This window comes from Salegentibacter tibetensis, from assembly GCF_020164485.1.
GTDB lineage: Bacteria > Bacteroidota > Bacteroidia > Flavobacteriales > Flavobacteriaceae > Salegentibacter > Salegentibacter tibetensis.
Genome location: NZ_JAIQZA010000036.1, coordinates 16,558 through 35,946 on the forward strand (window position 1 = coordinate 16,558; position 19,389 = coordinate 35,946).

General features: G+C 37.1%; 17 protein-coding genes and 1 pseudogene. 9 read left to right on the forward strand and 9 right to left on the reverse strand.

Annotated elements, in window-relative coordinates; genetic code table 11:
- Positions 1-107: 107 nt before the first annotated feature.
- The 5 genes from LB467_RS15535 to LB467_RS15555 all read right to left on the reverse strand — a co-directional run bounded on the left by LB467_RS15535 (position 108) and on the right by LB467_RS15555 (position 2,557).
- A complete protein-coding gene (locus LB467_RS15535) occupies positions 108-278 on the reverse strand; it encodes a hypothetical protein (protein WP_224474972.1) in 171 nt (56 codons plus the stop codon).
- Between the two features lie 104 nt (positions 279-382).
- Complete coding sequence (locus tag LB467_RS15540) at positions 383-679, reverse strand: hypothetical protein (protein ID WP_224474973.1); 297 nt, start codon at positions 677-679, stop codon at positions 383-385.
- Positions 680-685: 6 nt separating this feature from the next.
- Positions 686-1,249, reverse strand: coding sequence for a hypothetical protein (locus LB467_RS15545; protein ID WP_224474974.1), 564 nt, complete (start codon positions 1,247-1,249; stop codon positions 686-688).
- Positions 1,250-1,410: 161 nt separating this feature from the next.
- On the reverse strand, positions 1,411-2,049 hold the full coding sequence (locus LB467_RS15550) for an alpha/beta hydrolase (RefSeq protein ID WP_224474975.1): 639 nt from the start codon (positions 2,047-2,049) through the stop codon (positions 1,411-1,413).
- A 151-nt stretch (positions 2,050-2,200) separates the two neighbouring features.
- Positions 2,201-2,557 carry a hypothetical protein gene (locus LB467_RS15555; RefSeq protein ID WP_224474976.1) on the reverse strand — a complete coding sequence of 119 codons (357 nt, stop codon included), beginning with the start codon at positions 2,555-2,557 and terminating at the stop codon, positions 2,201-2,203.
- Between the two features lie 681 nt (positions 2,558-3,238).
- Between LB467_RS15555 and LB467_RS15560 the strand changes: the two genes are divergently transcribed.
- Genes LB467_RS15560 through LB467_RS15570 form a run of 3 tightly spaced genes read left to right on the forward strand, consistent with a single transcriptional unit; the run spans position 3,239 to position 10,425 of the window.
- Positions 3,239-6,211, forward strand: coding sequence for a SusC/RagA family TonB-linked outer membrane protein (locus tag LB467_RS15560; protein WP_224474977.1), 2,973 nt, complete (start codon positions 3,239-3,241; stop codon positions 6,209-6,211).
- A gap of 10 nt (positions 6,212-6,221) precedes the next feature.
- Positions 6,222-7,625 (forward strand): RagB/SusD family nutrient uptake outer membrane protein, encoded by a 1,404-nt coding sequence (locus LB467_RS15565; protein ID WP_224474978.1) that lies wholly within the window; start codon positions 6,222-6,224, stop codon positions 7,623-7,625.
- Positions 7,612-10,425: a M16 family metallopeptidase gene (locus LB467_RS15570; RefSeq protein WP_224474979.1), complete on the forward strand. Its 2,814-nt coding sequence runs from the start codon at positions 7,612-7,614 to the stop codon at positions 10,423-10,425. Before LB467_RS15565 ends, LB467_RS15570 begins: the two co-directional genes overlap by 14 nt.
- A gap of 76 nt (positions 10,426-10,501) precedes the next feature.
- Here the strand turns inward: LB467_RS15570 and LB467_RS15575 are convergent, their stop codons facing one another.
- From LB467_RS15575 to LB467_RS15590, 4 genes and pseudogenes are all read right to left on the reverse strand, one after another.
- Positions 10,502-10,960 carry a DUF6520 family protein gene (locus tag LB467_RS15575; protein WP_224474980.1) on the reverse strand — a complete coding sequence of 153 codons (459 nt, stop codon included), beginning with the start codon at positions 10,958-10,960 and terminating at the stop codon, positions 10,502-10,504.
- 47 nt (positions 10,961-11,007) lie between these two features.
- Entirely contained in the window at positions 11,008-11,934 is a 927-nt protein-coding gene (locus tag LB467_RS15580) for a helix-turn-helix domain-containing protein (RefSeq protein WP_224474981.1), read from the reverse strand.
- Positions 11,935-11,958: 24 nt separating this feature from the next.
- Positions 11,959-12,852: pseudogene (locus LB467_RS15585) on the reverse strand (IS1595 family transposase).
- Between the two features lie 69 nt (positions 12,853-12,921).
- Positions 12,922-13,293, reverse strand: a complete 372-nt coding sequence (locus tag LB467_RS15590; RefSeq protein WP_224474982.1) for a DUF7793 family protein — start codon at positions 13,291-13,293, stop codon at positions 12,922-12,924.
- A 225-nt stretch (positions 13,294-13,518) separates the two neighbouring features.
- On the opposite strand from LB467_RS15590, the gene LB467_RS15595 reads away from it, so the two are divergent.
- The 6 genes from LB467_RS15595 to LB467_RS15620 all read left to right on the forward strand — a co-directional run bounded on the left by LB467_RS15595 (position 13,519) and on the right by LB467_RS15620 (position 19,377).
- On the forward strand, positions 13,519-15,936 hold the full coding sequence (locus LB467_RS15595; RefSeq protein WP_224474983.1) for a bifunctional aminotransferase class I/II-fold pyridoxal phosphate-dependent enzyme/GNAT family N-acetyltransferase: 2,418 nt from the start codon (positions 13,519-13,521) through the stop codon (positions 15,934-15,936).
- A gap of 99 nt (positions 15,937-16,035) precedes the next feature.
- Positions 16,036-16,869 (forward strand): RteC domain-containing protein, encoded by an 834-nt coding sequence (locus LB467_RS15600; protein ID WP_224474984.1) that lies wholly within the window; start codon positions 16,036-16,038, stop codon positions 16,867-16,869.
- A gap of 253 nt (positions 16,870-17,122) precedes the next feature.
- On the forward strand, positions 17,123-17,404 hold the full coding sequence (locus LB467_RS15605; protein ID WP_224474985.1) for a helix-turn-helix domain-containing protein: 282 nt from the start codon (positions 17,123-17,125) through the stop codon (positions 17,402-17,404).
- Positions 17,405-17,407: 3 nt separating this feature from the next.
- The gene (locus LB467_RS15610) at positions 17,408-18,160 is read left to right on the forward strand and encodes a hypothetical protein (protein ID WP_224474986.1); all 753 of its coding nucleotides are present in this window, start codon (positions 17,408-17,410) and stop codon (positions 18,158-18,160) included.
- On the forward strand, positions 18,144-18,806 hold the full coding sequence (locus LB467_RS15615) for a P-loop NTPase family protein (RefSeq protein WP_224474987.1): 663 nt from the start codon (positions 18,144-18,146) through the stop codon (positions 18,804-18,806). The genes LB467_RS15610 and LB467_RS15615 overlap by 17 nt, the downstream gene beginning before the upstream one ends.
- 283 nt (positions 18,807-19,089) lie before the next feature.
- Positions 19,090-19,377 (forward strand): hypothetical protein, encoded by a 288-nt coding sequence (locus tag LB467_RS15620; protein WP_224474988.1) that lies wholly within the window; start codon positions 19,090-19,092, stop codon positions 19,375-19,377.
- Positions 19,378-19,389: the final 12 nt, after the last annotated feature.

Sequence of the window (19,389 nt, forward strand, 5' to 3'; positions counted from 1 at the left end):
AATAGCAGAATTAAGAGGACGAAACTTACCACTTTTGGTTCCCAAAATTACACTTTTTTCTACAATACCCGTAATTTGAGATGAACCGTCTTCCTTGGCAACTGGCCCTAAAAAAGGTCTTCTAAAGAAATTTCATTAATTCTTGCGATAAGTCTATCTACCGCTGCTAGTTTCATACTGTTTTTTGCATAATTTCCAACAATATGTTTTTCCATAATATAGGTTATCAAATGACATCTTGCCTGGCTAAAATCCTTACAATTTTTTCTTTGCAACATATCTTGTGTAACCTCAAAAGTAAAAAGGTCTTCTTGTTTTGAAGAGACACCTGGTTTATTGGCAAGGTAATTATTTTCTTTCTGACGCTGCCGTCTATTGGAGATTAACTGTCTTTGTTAGCCTCCGTTAATTCAAGAATTGTGGAATCTAATTTTCTTCTCAAATCAAGTAGTTTCGCAACATTAATATCCGGGCAATTTTCGAACATTGTCTCATTAAATTCAAAAACAGTTCCTTCTTTCTGTTTTTCTGACCAATCTTTCCATTTATCAGAAGTTGAAAGTTCAATCATAGATCCGAAAATTACTTTGTCAATGTCTTTTAATTTCTCTACAATTCTATCCAATTTTCTATTGTAGTCCTTTTTGATATTCAGGTCGATTACTTTGCTATTAATCATTTTAATCTATTTATAAGATTGAAATATTAATAATTCTAAAGCACGTACAGAACTTACGTCATATTTAAGTAATTCATTGATCTTGTTATGAATTTCGGGAAATTCTTTGTGTTGAACAGTTTCATTAACCTGGTTGGTAAATTCTAAATAATTTTCAGGTTTTTGAATTCCATATGATGTTTTATTTCCTGACCAATATTTGAGAATCTTGCTATCCCAAATTGGATAAATTTCTGGATTAATAAAATGAAGTAACTTTGATGATCCTACCAAAGAATTATTAATAGAAATTCTTAATTTTTCAAGTTCTTTAGAATTTAAAATTTTGTCTGTTTTAGCTTTGTTTAGAATCTGAAGTACTTCTTCTAAATTGTTCAGTTTTAACTTTAAAATTGTTGGCATCCACCCGTAAATGAAATGACTTGAAATTATCAAATGATGTTTCTCGATTTTTGGTGTTTTCCTAAAATACTGGATGAATTCTTGGTAGCTATTTAAATAGGAATTTTCTTCATCAACTTTGAAGCTCTCAATTTCCTTTTTTAAATTTTCTATTTTTAGATGTCTCACGATATTAATATTAATGTTGACTAACGGTTTCGGTTATCGCCAGTGGACTGAGTAAGGGACGCGGATTTGTCGGCTTAGTATTAGTTTGTTGGTCAAGTTAATTATTATTTTTCTAACGCTACCGCCTATTGGCGATTAACCGTCTTTGTTATCTGCTGACCTTATTTATAATTTCCATTTGCCCATTGTATCGTTGGTTGAATCCATTCTTTTAGCGGCTTAAACAAAAACCCGTGTCCCAATCCCGTATTTAATTCCACTTCTTTAAAGTGCCTGATTTTACAATTTGAATTTTCTTTTCTTTTAATTGCTGAAACCCCAAACGGGTCGGTTCTGTCATAAATGGTCAAAATATTTCCGCAATAATTTATTTCCGGTATATCTTCCAAATCGGTATTCCTAAAACTTGCCACAAACACAAAATTTAATTTGGGATTATTTGCAAACGTTGAAACATATTGAGCAATATATCCACCTTTTGAGGTTCCCACTACTGTTATTTTTTCAGGATCGGCGCCATTTGAAATCAAACTGTCTATTTGGTTTACAATTTCGAGAGCATAATCTCGAGCATTCACATTACCGTTCCTTTTTTCGCTGATGACTTTAAAACCGTTTTTTTCAAATTCTTCTAAGATTTCTTTGTATTTAGTCCTCCCGAATTCTGGATGCGATTCATCAAGTGAGTGTTCTTCTAAAAAGCGGCTATGTAGGAAGAAAATAAATCTGTCATTGTTTGATTGTCCGCACGCGTATAATGTCGAACAAAAAAGAACTCCAATAATTAAAAGGCTTTTCATTAAACGATGATTTTTGCAATTATGGGCAACTAGATATATCCATCACAATATACTCTTTTGATCTTAAGACACCGGAATAAATGCAGTTTTGCTTAATATAAAACTTTAAATTAAATAGAAATTAGTGAAAGCCGTTATTGAGGAAGTGCTTCTAAATTTTATCATAAAGCCGGCTTAGTTTTCTTCGCTGCTTTATAGTGCTATCAATCTCTTTAGCCGAAATGTTATCAATTCGCTTAAAAAGTTCTTCAAAGCTTAATTGAAAAAAATCACACATTAAATATAAATTTTCTAAGGTAGTATTTGGGAGTGATTCTTCCCGCGCAGCATTCCAAGCTTTGTTGTATTTTATTTGAATTTTGTCATTCAAAGCCTGTTGAACTAAAGGTTTGTTATTAATAGTAGTTTCCAGTCTTAATTTCTTGAAAACTATGCCTACTGCCACTCGATACCTAAAAAGTTTCTTCTTGTACTTCACATAAGTAAAATACTCTATAAATTTTAACATTTACAACGACTTATATGTCGTTAATAATTTTTATATTTGAATAAATTACATAATTATTATGTAATTTAGCGAAACTTCTTTAAGTAAAATATTAGAAGCATTTCGCTTTGAATCTCGGATTGAAAACTGGTAATTTTTAGGAAACGAGAGGATAAGCAAGGATGCTCACGGCCCGGGGCGTGACATCTCACTTATCGTTTCCAAGGTATACCAGTACCCCAATCCGTTAAGTTGAGCCACGCCCTTTTTTGGTTTACAACTCTTCTTAATTTTCAAAGTAATCTTCTACAATTTATAAGCTATAAGTCTCGCTTTTTTGCCCCTACTTTATTATAGGTCATAGTGGCCGGCAGTATCTATTACTGTAATTCGACAATTCTTGTTTGCGGGAACAAGGAAATCTTATAAACAATCCCGTGGGCTGCTGTTATGTGCCCTACTATTCAATAACAGCTTTGGGTGGGGTCTCTTTGAGACACTGGGCAACATAGATTTGGGTAATAGGTTTTAACGCATAAGCTCGTTAAGTTTAGTAAAAAAAGAAATTGTCTATGTAAAGAAAAAGTGAATTAGCCTTAGTTAAAGGTGTTAAGCCAAAAAGCCTTCCCCTAAGATTGCCGTCTGGTGGGGAAGGCCTAAGCTTAAATAAAACAATGTTTCATTTAAATCACACGTAAAATTATGAAAAATAATTACTCGCGCCTTAAATGGGTGGCGCTAATTATTCTTGGTGGAATAATATTCTTCCTCTCAAAGTCTGCGACTGCAGCAACCACTTCTCCCCCACTCTTTCAACAGCAGGTGGTTTCGGGATTAGTAACAGATCAAAACGGGATACCCATCCCTGGGGTTACTGTAACGGTAAAGAATACCAAAAGAGGAACAGTAACTAACTTGGATGGGGAATACAGCATTACCGCTCCTGCCAATGGTACTTTGGTTTTTTCCTATATAGGTTATAAAACTGTAGAAATCCAGGTAGATAACAACGAAGAAATTAGTATTCAACTAGAAGGTGATATTTCTGGCTTGGGTGAAGTAAAAATCAATGCAGGATACTATAATACTACCAAAAGGGAAAGTACAGGAAATATTTCGAGGGTCACCGCTGGGGAAATTGAAAACCAGCCGATAATAAGTCCTCTACAGGCCCTGCAGGGCAGGATGGCTGGTGTTGAAATAACATCAGGGGGCGCAAATCCAGGGGCGGCTTCCACTATCAGGATTAGAGGAATTAATAGTCTTAGAACGGAAGGCAATTATCCATTATATATTATTGACGGTGTGCCGATTAGTGCAGAGCCGGTAGAAACCAACTCACTTTTAGGTACATCAGGAATTGACCCTTTAAACAACCTTAATCCTTCAAACATCAAAAGTATCGAGGTCTTAAAAGACGCAGATGCTACAGCTATTTACGGATCGAGAGGAGCTAACGGGGTAGTCCTCATTACTACCAAAACCGGTGCGCAGGCAGGTACAGGTTTGGAAATGCGCATCTATACAGGGCTATCATCAGTACCGGAAAGATTGGATTTACTTCGAACTCCCAGATACCTCGATATTAGAAAAGCTGCATTTGAAAATGACGGTGTGGAACCTGACCAAAGTAACGCATATGATCTTGTGCTTTGGGACCAGGAACGATATACAGACTGGCAGGAATATGCATTCGGAAGAAACGCTGAAGTCACCAATGCTAATCTCACATTTAGCGGTGGGAATGATAATACATCTTTCAGGTTGGGCGGTTCGTGGTTTTCACAGGGTACTGTCTACCCCGGCGATTACCAATACCGGAAACTGACCGGAAATATGAGCCTGAATCATTTTTCCGAAGATGAGAAGTTTAATATCACTGCTTCCTTGAATTATGGTTTAGATAGGAATAAGATTACCGGAGATCTTAAACTCGGCACTCTAAACTTCCTTCCTCCAAATGCACCCGCCCTACTTGATTCCGACGGGACTCTAAACTGGTCAGAATGGGCAGAAGCAGGACTTGCTAACCCGTTTGAAGGATATTTTAATAGTAATGTTATCGGCACCAATAATCTGATTACAAGCACTAGTATTTCTTATGAGATTTTACCGGGGTTCCAAATAAAATCAGGTTTTGGGTATACCCGGTATGATAGCGACGAACTGTGGACCTTGCCGGCAAGATCTTATAATCCGGCTGGGAATCCCGTAAACAGGTCTGCCCATTTAAGTTCTGTAAGAGAATCATGGATTATAGAGCCACAGTTATTATACACCATCAATTTTGGAAAACTGGAAGTAAATTCTATACTTGGCGCCACAGTTCAGGAAAATAACAGTTCACGTCAAAGTTTACAAGGAACCAATTATGCCTCTGAGTCACTCATCGGTAACCTTGCAGCTGCGCAGGATATTCTCAATGCGCGAAGTTCAAGAATCCAGTACAAATATGCAGCGGTATTTGCGCGAATTGGGATGAACTGGGATAAAAAATATTATCTCAACCTAACAGGAAGAAGGGATGGGTCAAGCAGGTTTGGCCCGAATAACCGGTTTGCCAATTTTGGAGCTATTGGAACAGCCTGGATCTTCTCAGAGGAAGACTTCTTTAACAACGCTTTTCCCTTTATCTCCTTAGGTAAGTTAAGAGCCAGTTATGGTAGTACGGGTAACGACCAGATTGGAGATTATGGATATCTCGATGCTTATGAAGCTACCAGAGGCCCTGGAGGCTTGTACCCTACCGCACTTGCAAACCCCGATTACTCCTGGGAGGTCAATAAGAAACTGGAGGTAGGCCTGGAACTGGGATTTTGGAAAAATAGAATGAATTTTGGCTTAAGCTGGTATCGCAGTCGTTCCTCAAACCAGTTAGTAGGCTATACACTTCCGGCCATTACAGGTTTCGGCTCTGTCCAGGCCAATTTACCCGCTACCGTAGAAAACAGGGGATTGGAGATAGAATTAAATACATTGAACTTTAACAATGAAAATTTCAGCTGGCAAACCTCCTTCAACATTAGTCTTCCAGAAAATGAGCTGCTGCGTTATCCTGGAATCGAGCAGTCTTCCTATGCCAATACCTACCGGGTAGGAGAACCGCTAAATATTTCATTGAATTATGACTACACGGGAATAGATCCAGAAACCGGCTACTATTCCTTCACGGACGTGAACGAAGATGCCAGGCTGGATTTCCAGGACAGAACCATAGTGGAAGATCGTACACGGGAGCTATTTGGAGGTTTGAACAATAATTTTACCTATCGAGGATTTTCTTTGCAATTTCTATGGCAGTTCGTCAAGCAGAATGGAAAACTGATCTACTATAATGCAGGGAGACCGCAAAACATCCTCTCCGGCTATTCTTCAGATGGCTACCAGGCTCCAACCCAAACCTATCAAGGTAGTTTAGCATTTTCCAACGCTATTAATAGTTCCCGTTTTGTTGAAGACGGATCGTTTTTTCGCTTAAAAACCCTAACACTGAGCTACGATCTTCCCGGGAAATTTCTTCAAACCATCGGAATAGAAAAGTTTAATCTGTTTTTGCACGGGCAAAACCTTTGGACTATAACATCGTATGGTGGTATGGATCCCGAAAATTCTTACGAGGGCAATTTTATAGGCAATCTGCGAACCGTTACCGCGGGTGCTCAAATCAACTTTTAAAATAATAGCAATGAAAATTAACAAGTCAATTATTCGAACTTTCATTCTACTGCTTCTTAGCTTCCACTTTTCCTGTGAGGACGTGGTATCCATCGATGCTCCTACGGATAAATTAGTAAGAGCTGAAGTTTTCAGCAATGATGAAACAGCAATCAGCGCCATGGATGGCATCTATAATGAGCTACACCAGGCAGAATTTTCAAGTGGTTCAAGATCCAGCGTAACAGTGCTGGCAGGGCTATCATCCGATAATGTTCAATACCTTAATTCAGGGAACATCACCATGATGGAATTTCAGGACCATGAAATCGCCCCTACCAATTCAGGTAACCTCGAACTTTGGACCAGTGCCTACAACATAATTTATTTATGTAATTCTTATATCGAAGGTTTAACCAATTCTACATCAATTGATGCGGAATTACAACAACAGTTGGAAGGCGAGGCAAGGTTTGTAAGAGCTTTCACCTATTTCTACCTGGTTAACCTATATGAGATTGTTCCACTTATTCTGGACACAGATTACCGGGTAAATGCACTGAAACCACAGGCAGAAAAAGAAGAGATTTATACCCAAATTGAAAATGACCTCCAATTCTCATCTGAAATACTGAATACGTCCTATAGGAATTCCGAAAAGACTAGCGTGAATAAATTTGTGGCAAAGGCATTTCTAGCAAGAGTCTATTTGTTTCTGGGAGATTGGCAGGAAGCTGAAAGATTGAGTACGGAAGTCATACAGGAGTCAGCTTCCTATGAAATTTTGGAAAACCTTGACGATGTCTTTCTTGCTAATAGTCGCGAAGCAATATGGCAAATTTCACCGATTGGAGGCGGTGGTATCGTTTCCCATACGAATGATGGTAGTATGTTCGTTATCGACCCATTTTTTTCCTTTTTTTCTACGCTAAAACTTGATGAGTCTCTGGTTGAAGAATTCAGTGAGAATGATCTTCGTCGGGAAAAGTGGATTGGGTATAATACATCACTAAATGCATTTTTCAGCCATAAATATAAAATCAGTTCCAGCACCCAATTTCCTATCCAGGAATATTCTATGGTCTTACGATTAGCTGAGCAATACCTGATTCGGGCTGAGGCAAGGTTAAAAATGAATGAAATTGATGCGGCAGTCGAGGATCTCGATGTGATTCGTAGGCGAGCAGACTTACCCTTATTAGCAGAAATCAATCCCGGCATATCAGGCGAGGCTCTACTAGAAGAAATTTATATCCAACGCCGAAAGGAATTATTTACTGAATGGGGACATCGTTGGTTTGACCTGAAAAGAAGTGGCAACATAGACACTGCTTTTCACAGCAATCCTACCTGGGAAATGACCGATAGTTTTTATCCCATTCCAAGCGAAGAAATTTCAAAAAATCCAAATTTAATTCAGAATGATGGCTATTAATAGACAGTATATTTTTGCAATAATCTTTATTTTAAACGCATTACTTTCCTACGGGCAAATTTCACGGACAAAGCTTTCAGATAAAACTATCCCATTGGATAGCACCGTGAGATTTGGTAAACTTGATAATGGTTTTACTTATTACCTAAAGTTTAATGACCATCCAGAAGGAGAGGTGGTAATGAAAATGATCGCGAAAGCAGGAATCTTTCATGAAGATGAAGATCAGTCCGAGTATGCCCATCTTTTAGAGCATGTGGCCGTTAGGGATGTAGAAAAATATAAAGATCTGGTAACGTTACTTAACCTAAACGATATTGATCACAGAGCTCAGACCGGCAGACTTTCCACAAGTTACTCTTTGTTCATTCCTAACAGTAATCAGGAAAAGCTCAATCTTGGATTAACTGTTTTGGAACAATGGGCTGGAGGTATTCTAATTGATTCATCACGCCTTGACATGCACCGCGGAAGCATACTTGGTGAATTACGGCCCACTGATGCTTATTGGGACAGGCTATACAATAATGAAGGAGAAATTATTCTTCGAAATACCACCTTTCCTTTATACGACAGAAAAAAAAGTATTGAAAATGTAAAAAATCTTGATATAAACCGTTTAAAAGATTTTTATCAAGACTGGTATAGGCCCGATTTACAGGCTGCTATAGTGGTAGGGCCTTTTAATCTTGATAGTCTTGAAAATATCATTAAAAATAAGTTCTCCAACTTAACTAAGCCATCAAAAATAAGGGATCCTTCAAAGGCCATTGAAAAGTTTAATTTTGAGTTAACCGGAGAAAACCAGTACGAATCTATTAAGGACACCTTGAACACTAACTGGCGACTGGATATTTTTTCAAAAAGAATCAATCATGATTTCAAGTATCGATCGGAAAAGGATTATTATACTGGTATTCTTCAAAATCTATATGAATATATCATCACAAAAAGGAAAACGGAATACAAGAGGCAATACCAGCCCCCATTTTCAAAATACTCAACCCGGTATGCCAATAATGGTTTGGCCAGTAACCAAATAAGCCTTCGACTTATGACCGTTGGATTAGGTCAAAATCCTGGTTCAATAGAAAGAAAAATTTTTGAAGCTGTCAAAGCCGATGAGATCATTCACTCCAATTTTACTCTGCAGGATTTACAAGAAGCAAAGTACAGACTAAAATCAACTATGGTGATTTCATCTCCCAATTCAAGTTATCTAGCCCGGGATTATGAAAATCATTTTATTTATCAATTTGCGGCTCCATCCGATAGCGTACGCAAAAAACTGGCAAACCAGATGAATCAAATCTCTCTCGCTGAGTTACAGAAATTTGCCGATGAAAGAAGAAATTTGCTAAAAAACTCTGATTTTATCTTTATCAACGTTCCAAAAACCGACATTCCGGAAAAGTATAAAATTGAGAAGATTATTAAAAAGGCTTATAGTTCCCCCATACCAAAATACCGTTCCCCGTTAAAGAAAATATATTCTATTAAGAACGTGGCTGATAAAAATATAAATCCCAGGATGGATATCATTCAGAATACAGTAGATGTAACTACAGTTATATTAGAAAATAATATTAAAGTCCTATTGAAGCCTACAACACCTCAATCCTCTAATTTTAAAAATCGAATTGAAGTGTTAGGGTTCCAACCCATACGTTTTAACGGGAATCCAGAACTTTATAATAAACAGCTACTGGCTCATAAATATGCCTCTATGGCGGGAACGGATTGGCATAATCATTTTCAAATTGAAGAATTCAAGCGCGATAATGATATGCAGATGAACTTTGAAACAGATAAAGACAATTATCTTATTGAAGGTAATTTTGACGGCAAGAATTTACATTCTTTTTTTAAGCTTTTGTTTCAATACATCAAGGCTCCTGAAGATGATGTCCAGGCATTCAATTACTGGAAGAAAACAATGAAGGAACGTTTTAGTCCTTATGGAGTTAAAGGGGGGTCTGGTTTTTTTCACGAAAAGATTGAAAAGATCTGGAATCCAAAATCCCCTTCCTTCGATGAAAAAGCCTTAAACAAACTAAGCCAAAAAGAATTGTTAAATGCCTATAAAGAACATTTTTCAAACTTTGATGAATATACCTTTATTATCACCGGTGATTTTCAGTCTTTGGAACTAATTGAAGAGATTGCACCTTACCTCTCTGGATTACCAGTTTCAGAACGTGGGGGAGAAAAAATTAAGAAATGGAGTAAAAGACAAGAAAGAAGAAGTGATACTTTACGTTACAAGGGTATTGAACAATCATTTTCTGAATTATATCTACCGGTTAAGATAGAGCCTAAAATTAAAAATCAGGTTGTTTTAGATCTTGTCAATACTGCTTTTTATGAAAGACTTGTTAAGGTTTTACGATTAGATTGTTATGGACCGGGGGCAGGGGGACAATGGATTAGTTTAAGGGATAGTCTATACACCTTTCAGATTAATTTCAATAGTGAACTGGGGAATGAAGGCAATATGTTGGCCAATTCGATGAGCGAAATCGAAAAATTAAAAAAAGTTGGTGTGGATGAAGATTGGTTGGCATCCCATGTGAAACATGCATCCAGAAAATTTACTTCCCAAATAAATTCATTCGGCTATTTTAATTTTTGGCCACAATTTTTAAAAAGACGTTTGGAAGAGGGAAACGATTATCAGGAGTATATTTTAAAATATCCGGAAATATTGGAAAACTTTATAAGCCTGGAGGATGTCAATGAAGCCATCGATAACTATATCATAAAAGACAATTTACAGAACTTCTTGGTGTTGCCCGAGTAAACTGCATGATGGAACTATTCAAATTAATAATGAAAATCCTACTGGTCCAATGACCAGTAGGATTTATAAAATTATCCTATTCAAGGATGATTATGGTACCATCGCTCTCTTGCTTTTTGGTAGTTAGATCCATTTCATCATAGAGGTCATAAGTTGGACCATTTGTACCAAACTGTACCTGGCATGTTTGTGTACCTCCCGTACAGTTTTGTTCAGGTATTGCTCGCCAGTTACCATTATCATACACATAATCATTCGCAACCGCTTCGGGTTGAACTTCGATTTCACTTCCCAAACTTGTAAAGGACATGCCTAGAACAACAAGAAGTGCCATTGCTGGAATTAAAAATAACTTTTTCATAATATAAAGTTTTAATATGTACCTACTCTTTGAAGGATTTTCGGCTTCTCCTACTTTCTGCGCAAAAAGATTTTTAATGTTTCTTTTATGGTGTAAACTTTCCAGTTTTTTTACTGAAAATTGAAAGTAGTATAAGCTTCCGGCTACTTTATCATTTACAATAGTAAATTTCATCAAATAACCTCAAAGAAAATGGTTGCTAAAGCCGTAAAACTATTCTGTTATTGAATTGACCAGGTATTTTCCTTTCTGTATTGCGAAGGGGTTTGGCCATATTGAAGCCGAAAATTCTTAGAAAAATGTGAGTGATCCTTAAAACCGCATCTCTGCATAATTATGGAAATAGGTAATTCCGTACTTCGGATTAAAAGAGCACCTTTTTCGAGTCTTTTTTCCATATGAAACCGAGGTATCGTAGTGCCATACATTTTCTTAAATTCCTCTTTGAGCTTAGTTTTATTCGTGCGGTGAATAAGTCCCAATTCCTTAAGGGAGGGCAGTTCCGTATGCAGATTTCGAAGAATATAGAGACGTACTTGTTTTAGCAGTATTTTTGTTGCGGCACTTTCTTTCTTTTCTGATTTTGAAGACTGGGCGGTATTGCTTTCTTTCTCTTCCTCCTCCTCATCTTTATTTTTGAAACGAAAAGCGGTAATCACATAAGAGCAGTCTGAATTAATGCCCGTCATCTTCTGAATAGTACAGGGAGTTCTGTATAGGCCTTTATTTTCAGTTAGAAAGTCTAAAGCAATTAATCGCTGATAGGGTTTTTCACCATTTGATTCTAGTTCCTTTTTTAAAATAGTTACCGAATTATTGGAAAGAATTTCTGAAACTGGCCTATCAATTTTTTTTTCATCCCATTTCAGGATCGTGGGAGTTTCGGAAGTATAGGAAGTTATATGATAGTTATCATTCAGGAATATTGAAAAATGGAATTCCGGATGTTCTTCCCGCTGCTGGGATTTGAAACAGGAATTATAAATTTCTTCGGACATCATATTCAATAATACGCCAATAGTATCTAGCGGATCTCTGCGACCGGATGGCTCCTGGCGAAACATAAAATTGCCACAGGCAATTTCGATGATTTGCTGATACAAAGAATTGAACCTCATTTTCTCCTCGTTGCTGATTTCCTTTTCCATAATTATTATTTTAGAGGTAAGTAGTTAGTTACTTATTAATTTTGATTGATAAATAACACCACCCTTCACCATTTTAGTTATGAGGTTATTAAATATCGTAGCTTTACTTTGAGACCGGTTGATCCTGAAACAAAACTCATTAAAGTACCTGTTTAGGTTTTGGTCGCTTACCCAGGAATAGGTAGTCCTTATCCAAGATTTCACTTGATGTATCATTGTGTGGATGGCCTTAAAGTTAAGCCCCTTATTGCTATCTATTTGTGTAATGTCATAAGCTTTTGATATTGGTCTGTAGCCCCGCCATTTATCGGTTGTTATCTTGGCCTCCCGGCTTATATGGTCAATAAAAATATACTGAAGTGACTGCGCAGAGAAATCATCTATTTTCATGGCCTACATTCTCTTTACCTTGCCCTCTTCGGTCAATTGAACAGCCGTGACCGCCTTCTTTTTCTTACCACCATAACTTCTTCCTATTTTCCCCTCATCCTTTCCACCTAGGACAAATTCATCTACGTGGACATCGCCATCCATGGGGTTATTTCCTCCCGAGGCCATAGCCTCCCTGACCTTCAACATAAATAGCCGTGCCGTTTTTTCCGTAATCCCATAGCGTACCGCCATATAACTGGCAGATAAACTTTTAGTGGTGGTGGCCATTTCAAAACATATGAAGAATGCTTTTCGGACCCCAAATTTTACCTTATGAAAAAGGGTATTCGCAGTAGCAGATTCAATGTGCCCACATATATTGCACTGCCTGGCAAAATCTTTACGCATCTGATAAGCATTATGATCACACCTTGTACATTTGAAGTTGCTTTTGGACTTAATGGAAGAAAGATATTTTTTGCAATCTTCGTCGGTTTTGAACCGATCAGCGAACTCTAGAAGATTTTGTCCCTTAAATACATCCATATTTTTCTATATTTACTGACACTAAAGATACGTATTTAAATACTGACCTCTATATTATTTTATTAATGGTTACTTCTTATAGTCCTGCAAGAACGACAGCGCCTTTTCCTTATTAGTAAATACCCGGGTAGGGTAAGCCGGGCTATTTGTTTTAATATACATCTGGGCGATTACCATGGCGTGCTCATCTTCAACTAGCAGGGCAAGAGCCGTTGTCATATATGCACCTTCAATAGCCAAATAATCCCTTGCTTGCTTCTGTGCAATGGTGACGGCCCTTAGATCACAAAATATAGGATATGAATTTTCATTCTGCAGCTGTAATCGCTGGCTTACGATCTGTTTGGCCATACTCCTATTGATCTCATAAATTTCTTTATAGACAAAGTATAGGATCCCCTTGGAAATCCACATTTTTGCATAAGTACCATCCACAACCATCCCGTAATAATTTGGATATCACTAATATAAAATAAAATTTCAATACGTCTTACCAGAACATCTTCCTTGAATTTATATACTATGTTATAAAGTTATTCTCATAGGACTTAATAGCATTTGAACGAAAAGCCGAATAACTGTTCTGAAAAGACTTTTTATTATAACGGTCAGAATTATAAGAGATATTTATCATAGCTTGAAAAGGAAATTATCATATTAAAAGTTATGGCTAAGGTTAAACACAATAATTTTCTGGATACGGTTGATGAAGTAATCACTAATGCAACCAATGCGGGGGTAATCCATCTCCATGCAGAAGGCAATGAATTAAACGGACGACAAATAACCATTAACGGTAAATCTTCTTATCATTTCGGGACCACGGGATATCTGGGCCTTGAACAGGATAAAAGACTAAAAGGGGCAGCAATAAATGCCATTCAAAAATACGGAACCCAGTTTCCTTTGTCTAAAACATATATTTCACATCCCCTATATGCGCCGTTAGAAGAGAAAATTTTCCAAATGTACCAGCACCCCATACTCATCACTAAAAATAGTACGCTTGGACATTTAGCAGTAATTCCGACTGCTGTAAGGGACGGTGATGCGGTGATCTTGGACCATCAGGTACACTGGAGTGTACAAAGTGCCACGGAGGTTTTAAAATCAAAAGGGATAACGGTAAGGATGATCAGACATAGCAATATGGATATGCTGGAACACTATATCAAAGACTTAAGAAACAAGGCTAATAAAATTTGGTATATGGCAGACGGAGTTTATTCTATGTACGGGGATTTTGCCCCGCTGCAGGATTTGATGGAGTTAGCCAAAAAATATCCGCAACTACATCTTTACATTGATGATGTTCACGGAATGAGTTGGAAAGGAAAGCACGGTTCGGGTTATGTTATGTCTGTATTGAAAGAGCTTCCGCAGAATATACTATTATTCGGCACTTTAAGTAAAACTTTTGGGGCTAGTGGTGCAGTGCTGGTATGCCCTGATGAAAAATTGCATAAAAAGATTAAAAATTTCGGAGGGCCGCTCACATTTTCTGCCCAGTTGGAACCTGCCTCGGTTGCTGCTGCAACTGCTTCCGCCGATATCCATTTATCGCCGGAGATCTATGATTTACAATCAGATTTGGAGCGAAAAATAAATTACTTCAATCATTTACTGGAGTTATCAGATTTGCCGTTAGTACACAAAAATGCTTCCCCGGTATTTTACATTGGTACAGGGCTACCGGCCACAGGGTACAATTTCGTAAGCAAAATGATGAATGCCGGATTTTTTGTAAACCTTGGGTTATTCCCGGCCGTTCCGGTTAAAAATACAGGGGTTAGAATAACGATTTCCAGGCATAATGAATTGAAGGATATCCAGGCGTTGGTAGATGCGATGAGCTATTACTTTCCCCTGGCTATGGAGGAAACTCACACTGATTTAACCAGGATTTATAAATCATTTGGAATTCAGAAAACTGAAGAAAATAATACTGTAGATACTCAAATTGATGAACTAAATCTGGAATGTACCGAAACCATTCAACAAATAAATAAAACTGAGTGGGATACCTGTTTTTCCGGAAAGGGTACATATGACTGGGATGGCCTTAATTTTTTGGAGAAAGTCTTTACCAATAATAATTTGCAGGAGCATAATTGGGGATTCCATTACATTACGATAAAGGATAAAAAAGGTAAAATGGTTTTGGCAGCATCTCTTACCAGTGCGCTTTTAAAAAATGATATGCTTTCTGATGCTAATACCTCAAGAGTCATTGAAAAAATGCGTGAACAGGATCCCTATTATATGACCGATGTCGTTCTATCCTTGGGCTCGGTTTTTTCAGAGGGAGCTCATTTGTTTTTAGACGATGATCATCCACTACATATTCGATCGATGCGGTTATTTCTCGAGAAACTTGATGAAATAAAGACTAAGGTAGGAGCAAAACTTATCATTTTAAGGGATTTTGAAAAAACAAATACTTTAAACACTTTCCTTCACGAGCAAGGTTTCATTTCCATAGATATGCCGGAGGCTTGTGAACTTACCAACCTCAGTTGGAATAACGAGGAAGCATATTTAAATACTCTTAGTAAACGTTCAAGAAAGCATTTTAGAAAAGAGATAAAAGCATTTGAAAACTATTTTACAATATCAATAATTAAAGATCCCACCCCAGCTGAAATCGACCACTTCTACGCATTATTCGAACAGGTTTGGAGTAATAACTTAGGGATCAATACCTTTAAGTTTCCAAAAAAGCTATTTATCGAAATGGGTAATGATCCAAGGTGGGAATTTTTAGTCCTAAGTCTGAATGCAGAAGCTAAGACCTCTTATGATAATCCGATAGGGGTCATGTTCTGCACTAATTCAGGGGGTACTTATATCCCTAGTTTAGTAGGAATGGATTATGATCAAAACGAAAAATTTAATACGTACCGCCAATTACTATATCAAACAATCCAAAGAGCAAATGAACTCGGCTTTACCAAAGTCGATTTAGGACTTAGCGCTAGTTTTGAAAAAAGAAAATTAGGAGCGACTTTGATTCCTAAGTTAGCCTATGTCCAGGCGGATGATAACTTTAGCCTTGAAGCTCTGGATTGGCTTAGAAAAGATTGACACCCCCTTTGAAGCATATTTTTTAATATTTACCCTTAAAAAACCATATTGAAAATAGCACAACAAAGGCATTATTTGTTTTCTTTAAAAACGAATCACATGTTTGAAAAGGCCATGTCGACATTTAGCGAGAAAGTCGAAAGCTTAATTCAGTCGGGGAAAACTGATTTGAAGAAGGCTGAAGACGGTATAGGGGTATGCATTAAAACCTTATCTAAATTGCAGAAGCAGGTAGATCGGGATGATTTCGAAGATACCCAGTCAGAGATCGAATTTTTCAAAAACATTAAGCCTATCCCGATGAGTTATCTCATCTATTTTACCGAAGTTCGATCATGTGAGCTAATGCTGCCCAAAGCTGGAAATACCCATAAAGTACGTTTTTTAGAAAAGGAGATTAAAAAGATAAATAAGTTCTTCTCGGCCAATAACAGTTTTGTTAACTATATGGAGCAAAACCATAATTATCTGGATCCTCAATTCTTCAGTAGAAGCGGCAGAACTGATTTCTCCTTTACCCCTACTATTAATTATTACCAAAATCCAGAATTCTCAACCAGTCACGATATGTTATGGGCCAAGGTACAAGCGCTTTATCGTTTCATTCATTACATACGCGAAAAATTGGAACAGCTGCAGCCTGGAAGCAGTGGGAATTTCCGGGAGCGTCAGCCCAGTTTATTATTATGGTCAGGTTCTAAAACCTCGTTAGTAGAAATTATTTATGCCCTATATCTTAAAGGCGACCTTAACCACGGCACTGCAGACCTTAAAACGATAACTTCAGCCTTTGAAGATTTTTTCAATATTAAACTTGAAAATATTTATAAAACCTACGGAGAAATTAAAGCCAGAAAAGGGCCCAGACCAAAATACCTTCATCACCTCGCCGTAAACCTGGAAGCAAAAATGCGACAAGATGAAGAAAAATAATATTTCGAAGTAAAACGTAACTACGAAAAAATCAGTCTCCATTAATTTTATTGAGAAACCTATTTCCTCCCCCTTTCATTTATCTTCAAACTACCCCATATTCTATCATAATGTATTAACTGTTAAACTTTTTCGTAGTACGAAATCTATAGGGAAAGATTCAGCATAAAGTAGATCAAATTTGTAGAACAATTGTTAAACCAGGTCAGGGACTCTCAAATGCAATGTTCCAGTCCATAAAATTTGTTCTATTATGCCAACATCAATTATTACCACCGATGATCTTCGAGAGTTTAAAATGGAATTACTCGAAGAAATTAAACAACTTCTCCGTAACCAGGAATCCGGAACTTTAAAGAAATATTTGAAATCTTCAGAGGTCATGGATATATTACAAATAAGTCCCGGAACGCTTCAGAATTTACGAGTGAATGGGACCCTACCGTTCACTAAGGTAGGAGGCATTATTTATTATGATTCAGCGGAAATTCAGAAAGTGATGGAAAACAACCGCGTTCACTATTTAGATCTATAGATTATGAATTACATAAAGCAATTGAACGCCGCTTTTGAAAGGTTTTATTTTGACGATCGCTTAAATCCTACCCATATCAGCTTATATATGGCTTTATTCCAGGAATGGAATAGCAGCAGGTTCGCAAAGGATTTTTTTGTGAACCGAAGGGATTTGATGCGTGTAGCCAAGATCGGTTCCAAATCTACCTATCACAGGTGTGTAACCGACCTTAATAGCTGGGAATATCTTTGTTATTTTCCATCTAATAACCCTTATAAGGGTAGTAAAATCAAGATGTTCGTTTTTGGGACAAGTGATGAACCGGATGAGGGACAGTACGATCCCAAATTAGAACAGCTTGCTGAACACTACCATCCCATAGACAATCCAGAAATAGGACGCCACCCTCCCAATAATGGACAGGCAGTGTACTCGCAGCGTCCCACCAGTGGACAAGCATTGGTATCTACTATAAACAATAATAAACCAATTAAACATACTAAACATCCAAACAGTTTGAAGGAGGTCCTGGATTTTTTTAATGATAAAAATATCAACCCAGAATACGCCAAAAAATTCTTCGAGTACTATGAGACTCGACATTGGCAAACAAGCGATGGGATGGAGATTAGAGATTGGCGAGCCCTGGCTAGGCATTGGGTAGAAAAAAATTCGCTAATGAGAAAAAAAAGGAATTTAAATAACTCGCAAGTATCCCAATTCCGGGACAACCTGCGAACCACTAAAAATAAAGATTATGGACAACCCCTCTAAAATAACTGAAGGTGGAATTGAATATTCCCTGGGGAAATTCGATGGACACTGCGTGCATTATGATTTTTCAAAAATCCTGATATATCTCAATGCAAAAGGAAAACTTCTTTTTGGTAAGAAATTTAAAATTTATAAAGAAGATAAGACCTTCTTACTAAAACTAACCTCGTACTTCATCCGGGATGAAGCTAATTGTAAAAAATACGGTATTGATCTGAATAAAGGAATATTACTATCGGGACCCGTGGGATGTGGAAAAACTTCCTTGATGAAATTATTACGGCATTTAGTCCCCGCTCAGCGACCATACGAAATGATTCCCAGTCGCAATGTCACCTTTAGTTTTAACCACCTGGGTTACAAAACCATTGAAGATTACGGCAACTCGAAATTTTATTGTTTTGATGATTTGGGAGTTGAACCGGTAGGTAGATTTTATGGCAAAGATTTAAATGTGATGGGGGAAGTTCTACTTTCAAGGTATGAACTTTTTATGGAAACCCGTAAGAAACTAAAGACCCACGCTACTACCAATTTGAATGCTGAAGAATTGGAAGATCACTATGGAAACAGGGTTAGAAGCCGAATGCGGGAACTTTTTAACCTAATTGCTTTTGATGAAAAAACCAGGGATAAAAGGGTATAAATGAAAAATCGTTGATAGCAAAACTCCATCACTAAACATTCTCTTTTTTATGGAACATAATAATAAAATTGACGGTTTTAGGCTTCCTCCTCTTCTCCACATTTCAAGTTATCAACAACCCACTTTCAAAATCCCATAAAATTTAATACTAATTGAAAGCATTGAAAATCAATAAACTACAAAATTTATTTTATTCACAATTTATTGATTTTCAATTATTTAGCTTTTAAAATTTATAATTTTCTCATAACGAAATTGAATCAAAAATTTAAAACTTTCCGTTATGAAAAAATCAATCTCTCTGGCAACTTTTTTCTCGTTGCTCTCTACGTCACTTTTTGCACAGATCGGTGGAATCGAAGATTCCGTAGCCGATATTTCTGATACTATTAGGAATATATTCCCCATTATCCTTGGAGTTATCTTTTTGGTCGGATTCCTATTTAATGCCGGCCACTTCTTTGGGGAAAACTCCGATCTCAAAAAAGGAATTACCCGGGTATTAGTCTTTGTGCTTATTGCGGGCGTCGTGGTAGGCATCTTCAGCTATTTAATCACCATGGTAGTCTAAATCGCAAACAGG

Excerpts from the sequence above, each read along its gene's own strand:
- LB467_RS15535 (WP_224474972.1), bottom strand. The coding sequence starts at position 278 with ATGTTGCAAAGAAAAAATTGTAAGGATTTTAGCCAGGCAAGATGTCAT.
- LB467_RS15540 (WP_224474973.1), bottom strand. The coding sequence starts at position 679 with ATGATTAATAGCAAAGTAATCGACCTGAATATCAAAAAGGACTACAAT.
- LB467_RS15550 (WP_224474975.1), bottom strand. The coding sequence starts at position 2,049 with ATGAAAAGCCTTTTAATTATTGGAGTTCTTTTTTGTTCGACATTATAC.
- LB467_RS15555 (WP_224474976.1), bottom strand. The coding sequence starts at position 2,557 with ATGTTAAAATTTATAGAGTATTTTACTTATGTGAAGTACAAGAAGAAA.
- LB467_RS15560 (WP_224474977.1), top strand. The coding sequence starts at position 3,239 with ATGAAAAATAATTACTCGCGCCTTAAATGGGTGGCGCTAATTATTCTT.
- LB467_RS15565 (WP_224474978.1), top strand. The coding sequence starts at position 6,222 with ATGAAAATTAACAAGTCAATTATTCGAACTTTCATTCTACTGCTTCTT.
- LB467_RS15570 (WP_224474979.1), top strand. The coding sequence starts at position 7,612 with ATGATGGCTATTAATAGACAGTATATTTTTGCAATAATCTTTATTTTA.
- LB467_RS15575 (WP_224474980.1), bottom strand. The coding sequence starts at position 10,960 with ATGAAATTTACTATTGTAAATGATAAAGTAGCCGGAAGCTTATACTAC.
- LB467_RS15580 (WP_224474981.1), bottom strand. The coding sequence starts at position 11,934 with ATGGAAAAGGAAATCAGCAACGAGGAGAAAATGAGGTTCAATTCTTTG.
- LB467_RS15590 (WP_224474982.1), bottom strand. The coding sequence starts at position 13,293 with ATGGTTGTGGATGGTACTTATGCAAAAATGTGGATTTCCAAGGGGATC.
- LB467_RS15595 (WP_224474983.1), top strand. The coding sequence starts at position 13,519 with ATGGCTAAGGTTAAACACAATAATTTTCTGGATACGGTTGATGAAGTA.
- LB467_RS15600 (WP_224474984.1), top strand. The coding sequence starts at position 16,036 with ATGTTTGAAAAGGCCATGTCGACATTTAGCGAGAAAGTCGAAAGCTTA.
- LB467_RS15605 (WP_224474985.1), top strand. The coding sequence starts at position 17,123 with ATGCCAACATCAATTATTACCACCGATGATCTTCGAGAGTTTAAAATG.
- LB467_RS15610 (WP_224474986.1), top strand. The coding sequence starts at position 17,408 with ATGAATTACATAAAGCAATTGAACGCCGCTTTTGAAAGGTTTTATTTT.
- LB467_RS15615 (WP_224474987.1), top strand. The coding sequence starts at position 18,144 with ATGGACAACCCCTCTAAAATAACTGAAGGTGGAATTGAATATTCCCTG.
- LB467_RS15620 (WP_224474988.1), top strand. The coding sequence starts at position 19,090 with ATGAAAAAATCAATCTCTCTGGCAACTTTTTTCTCGTTGCTCTCTACG.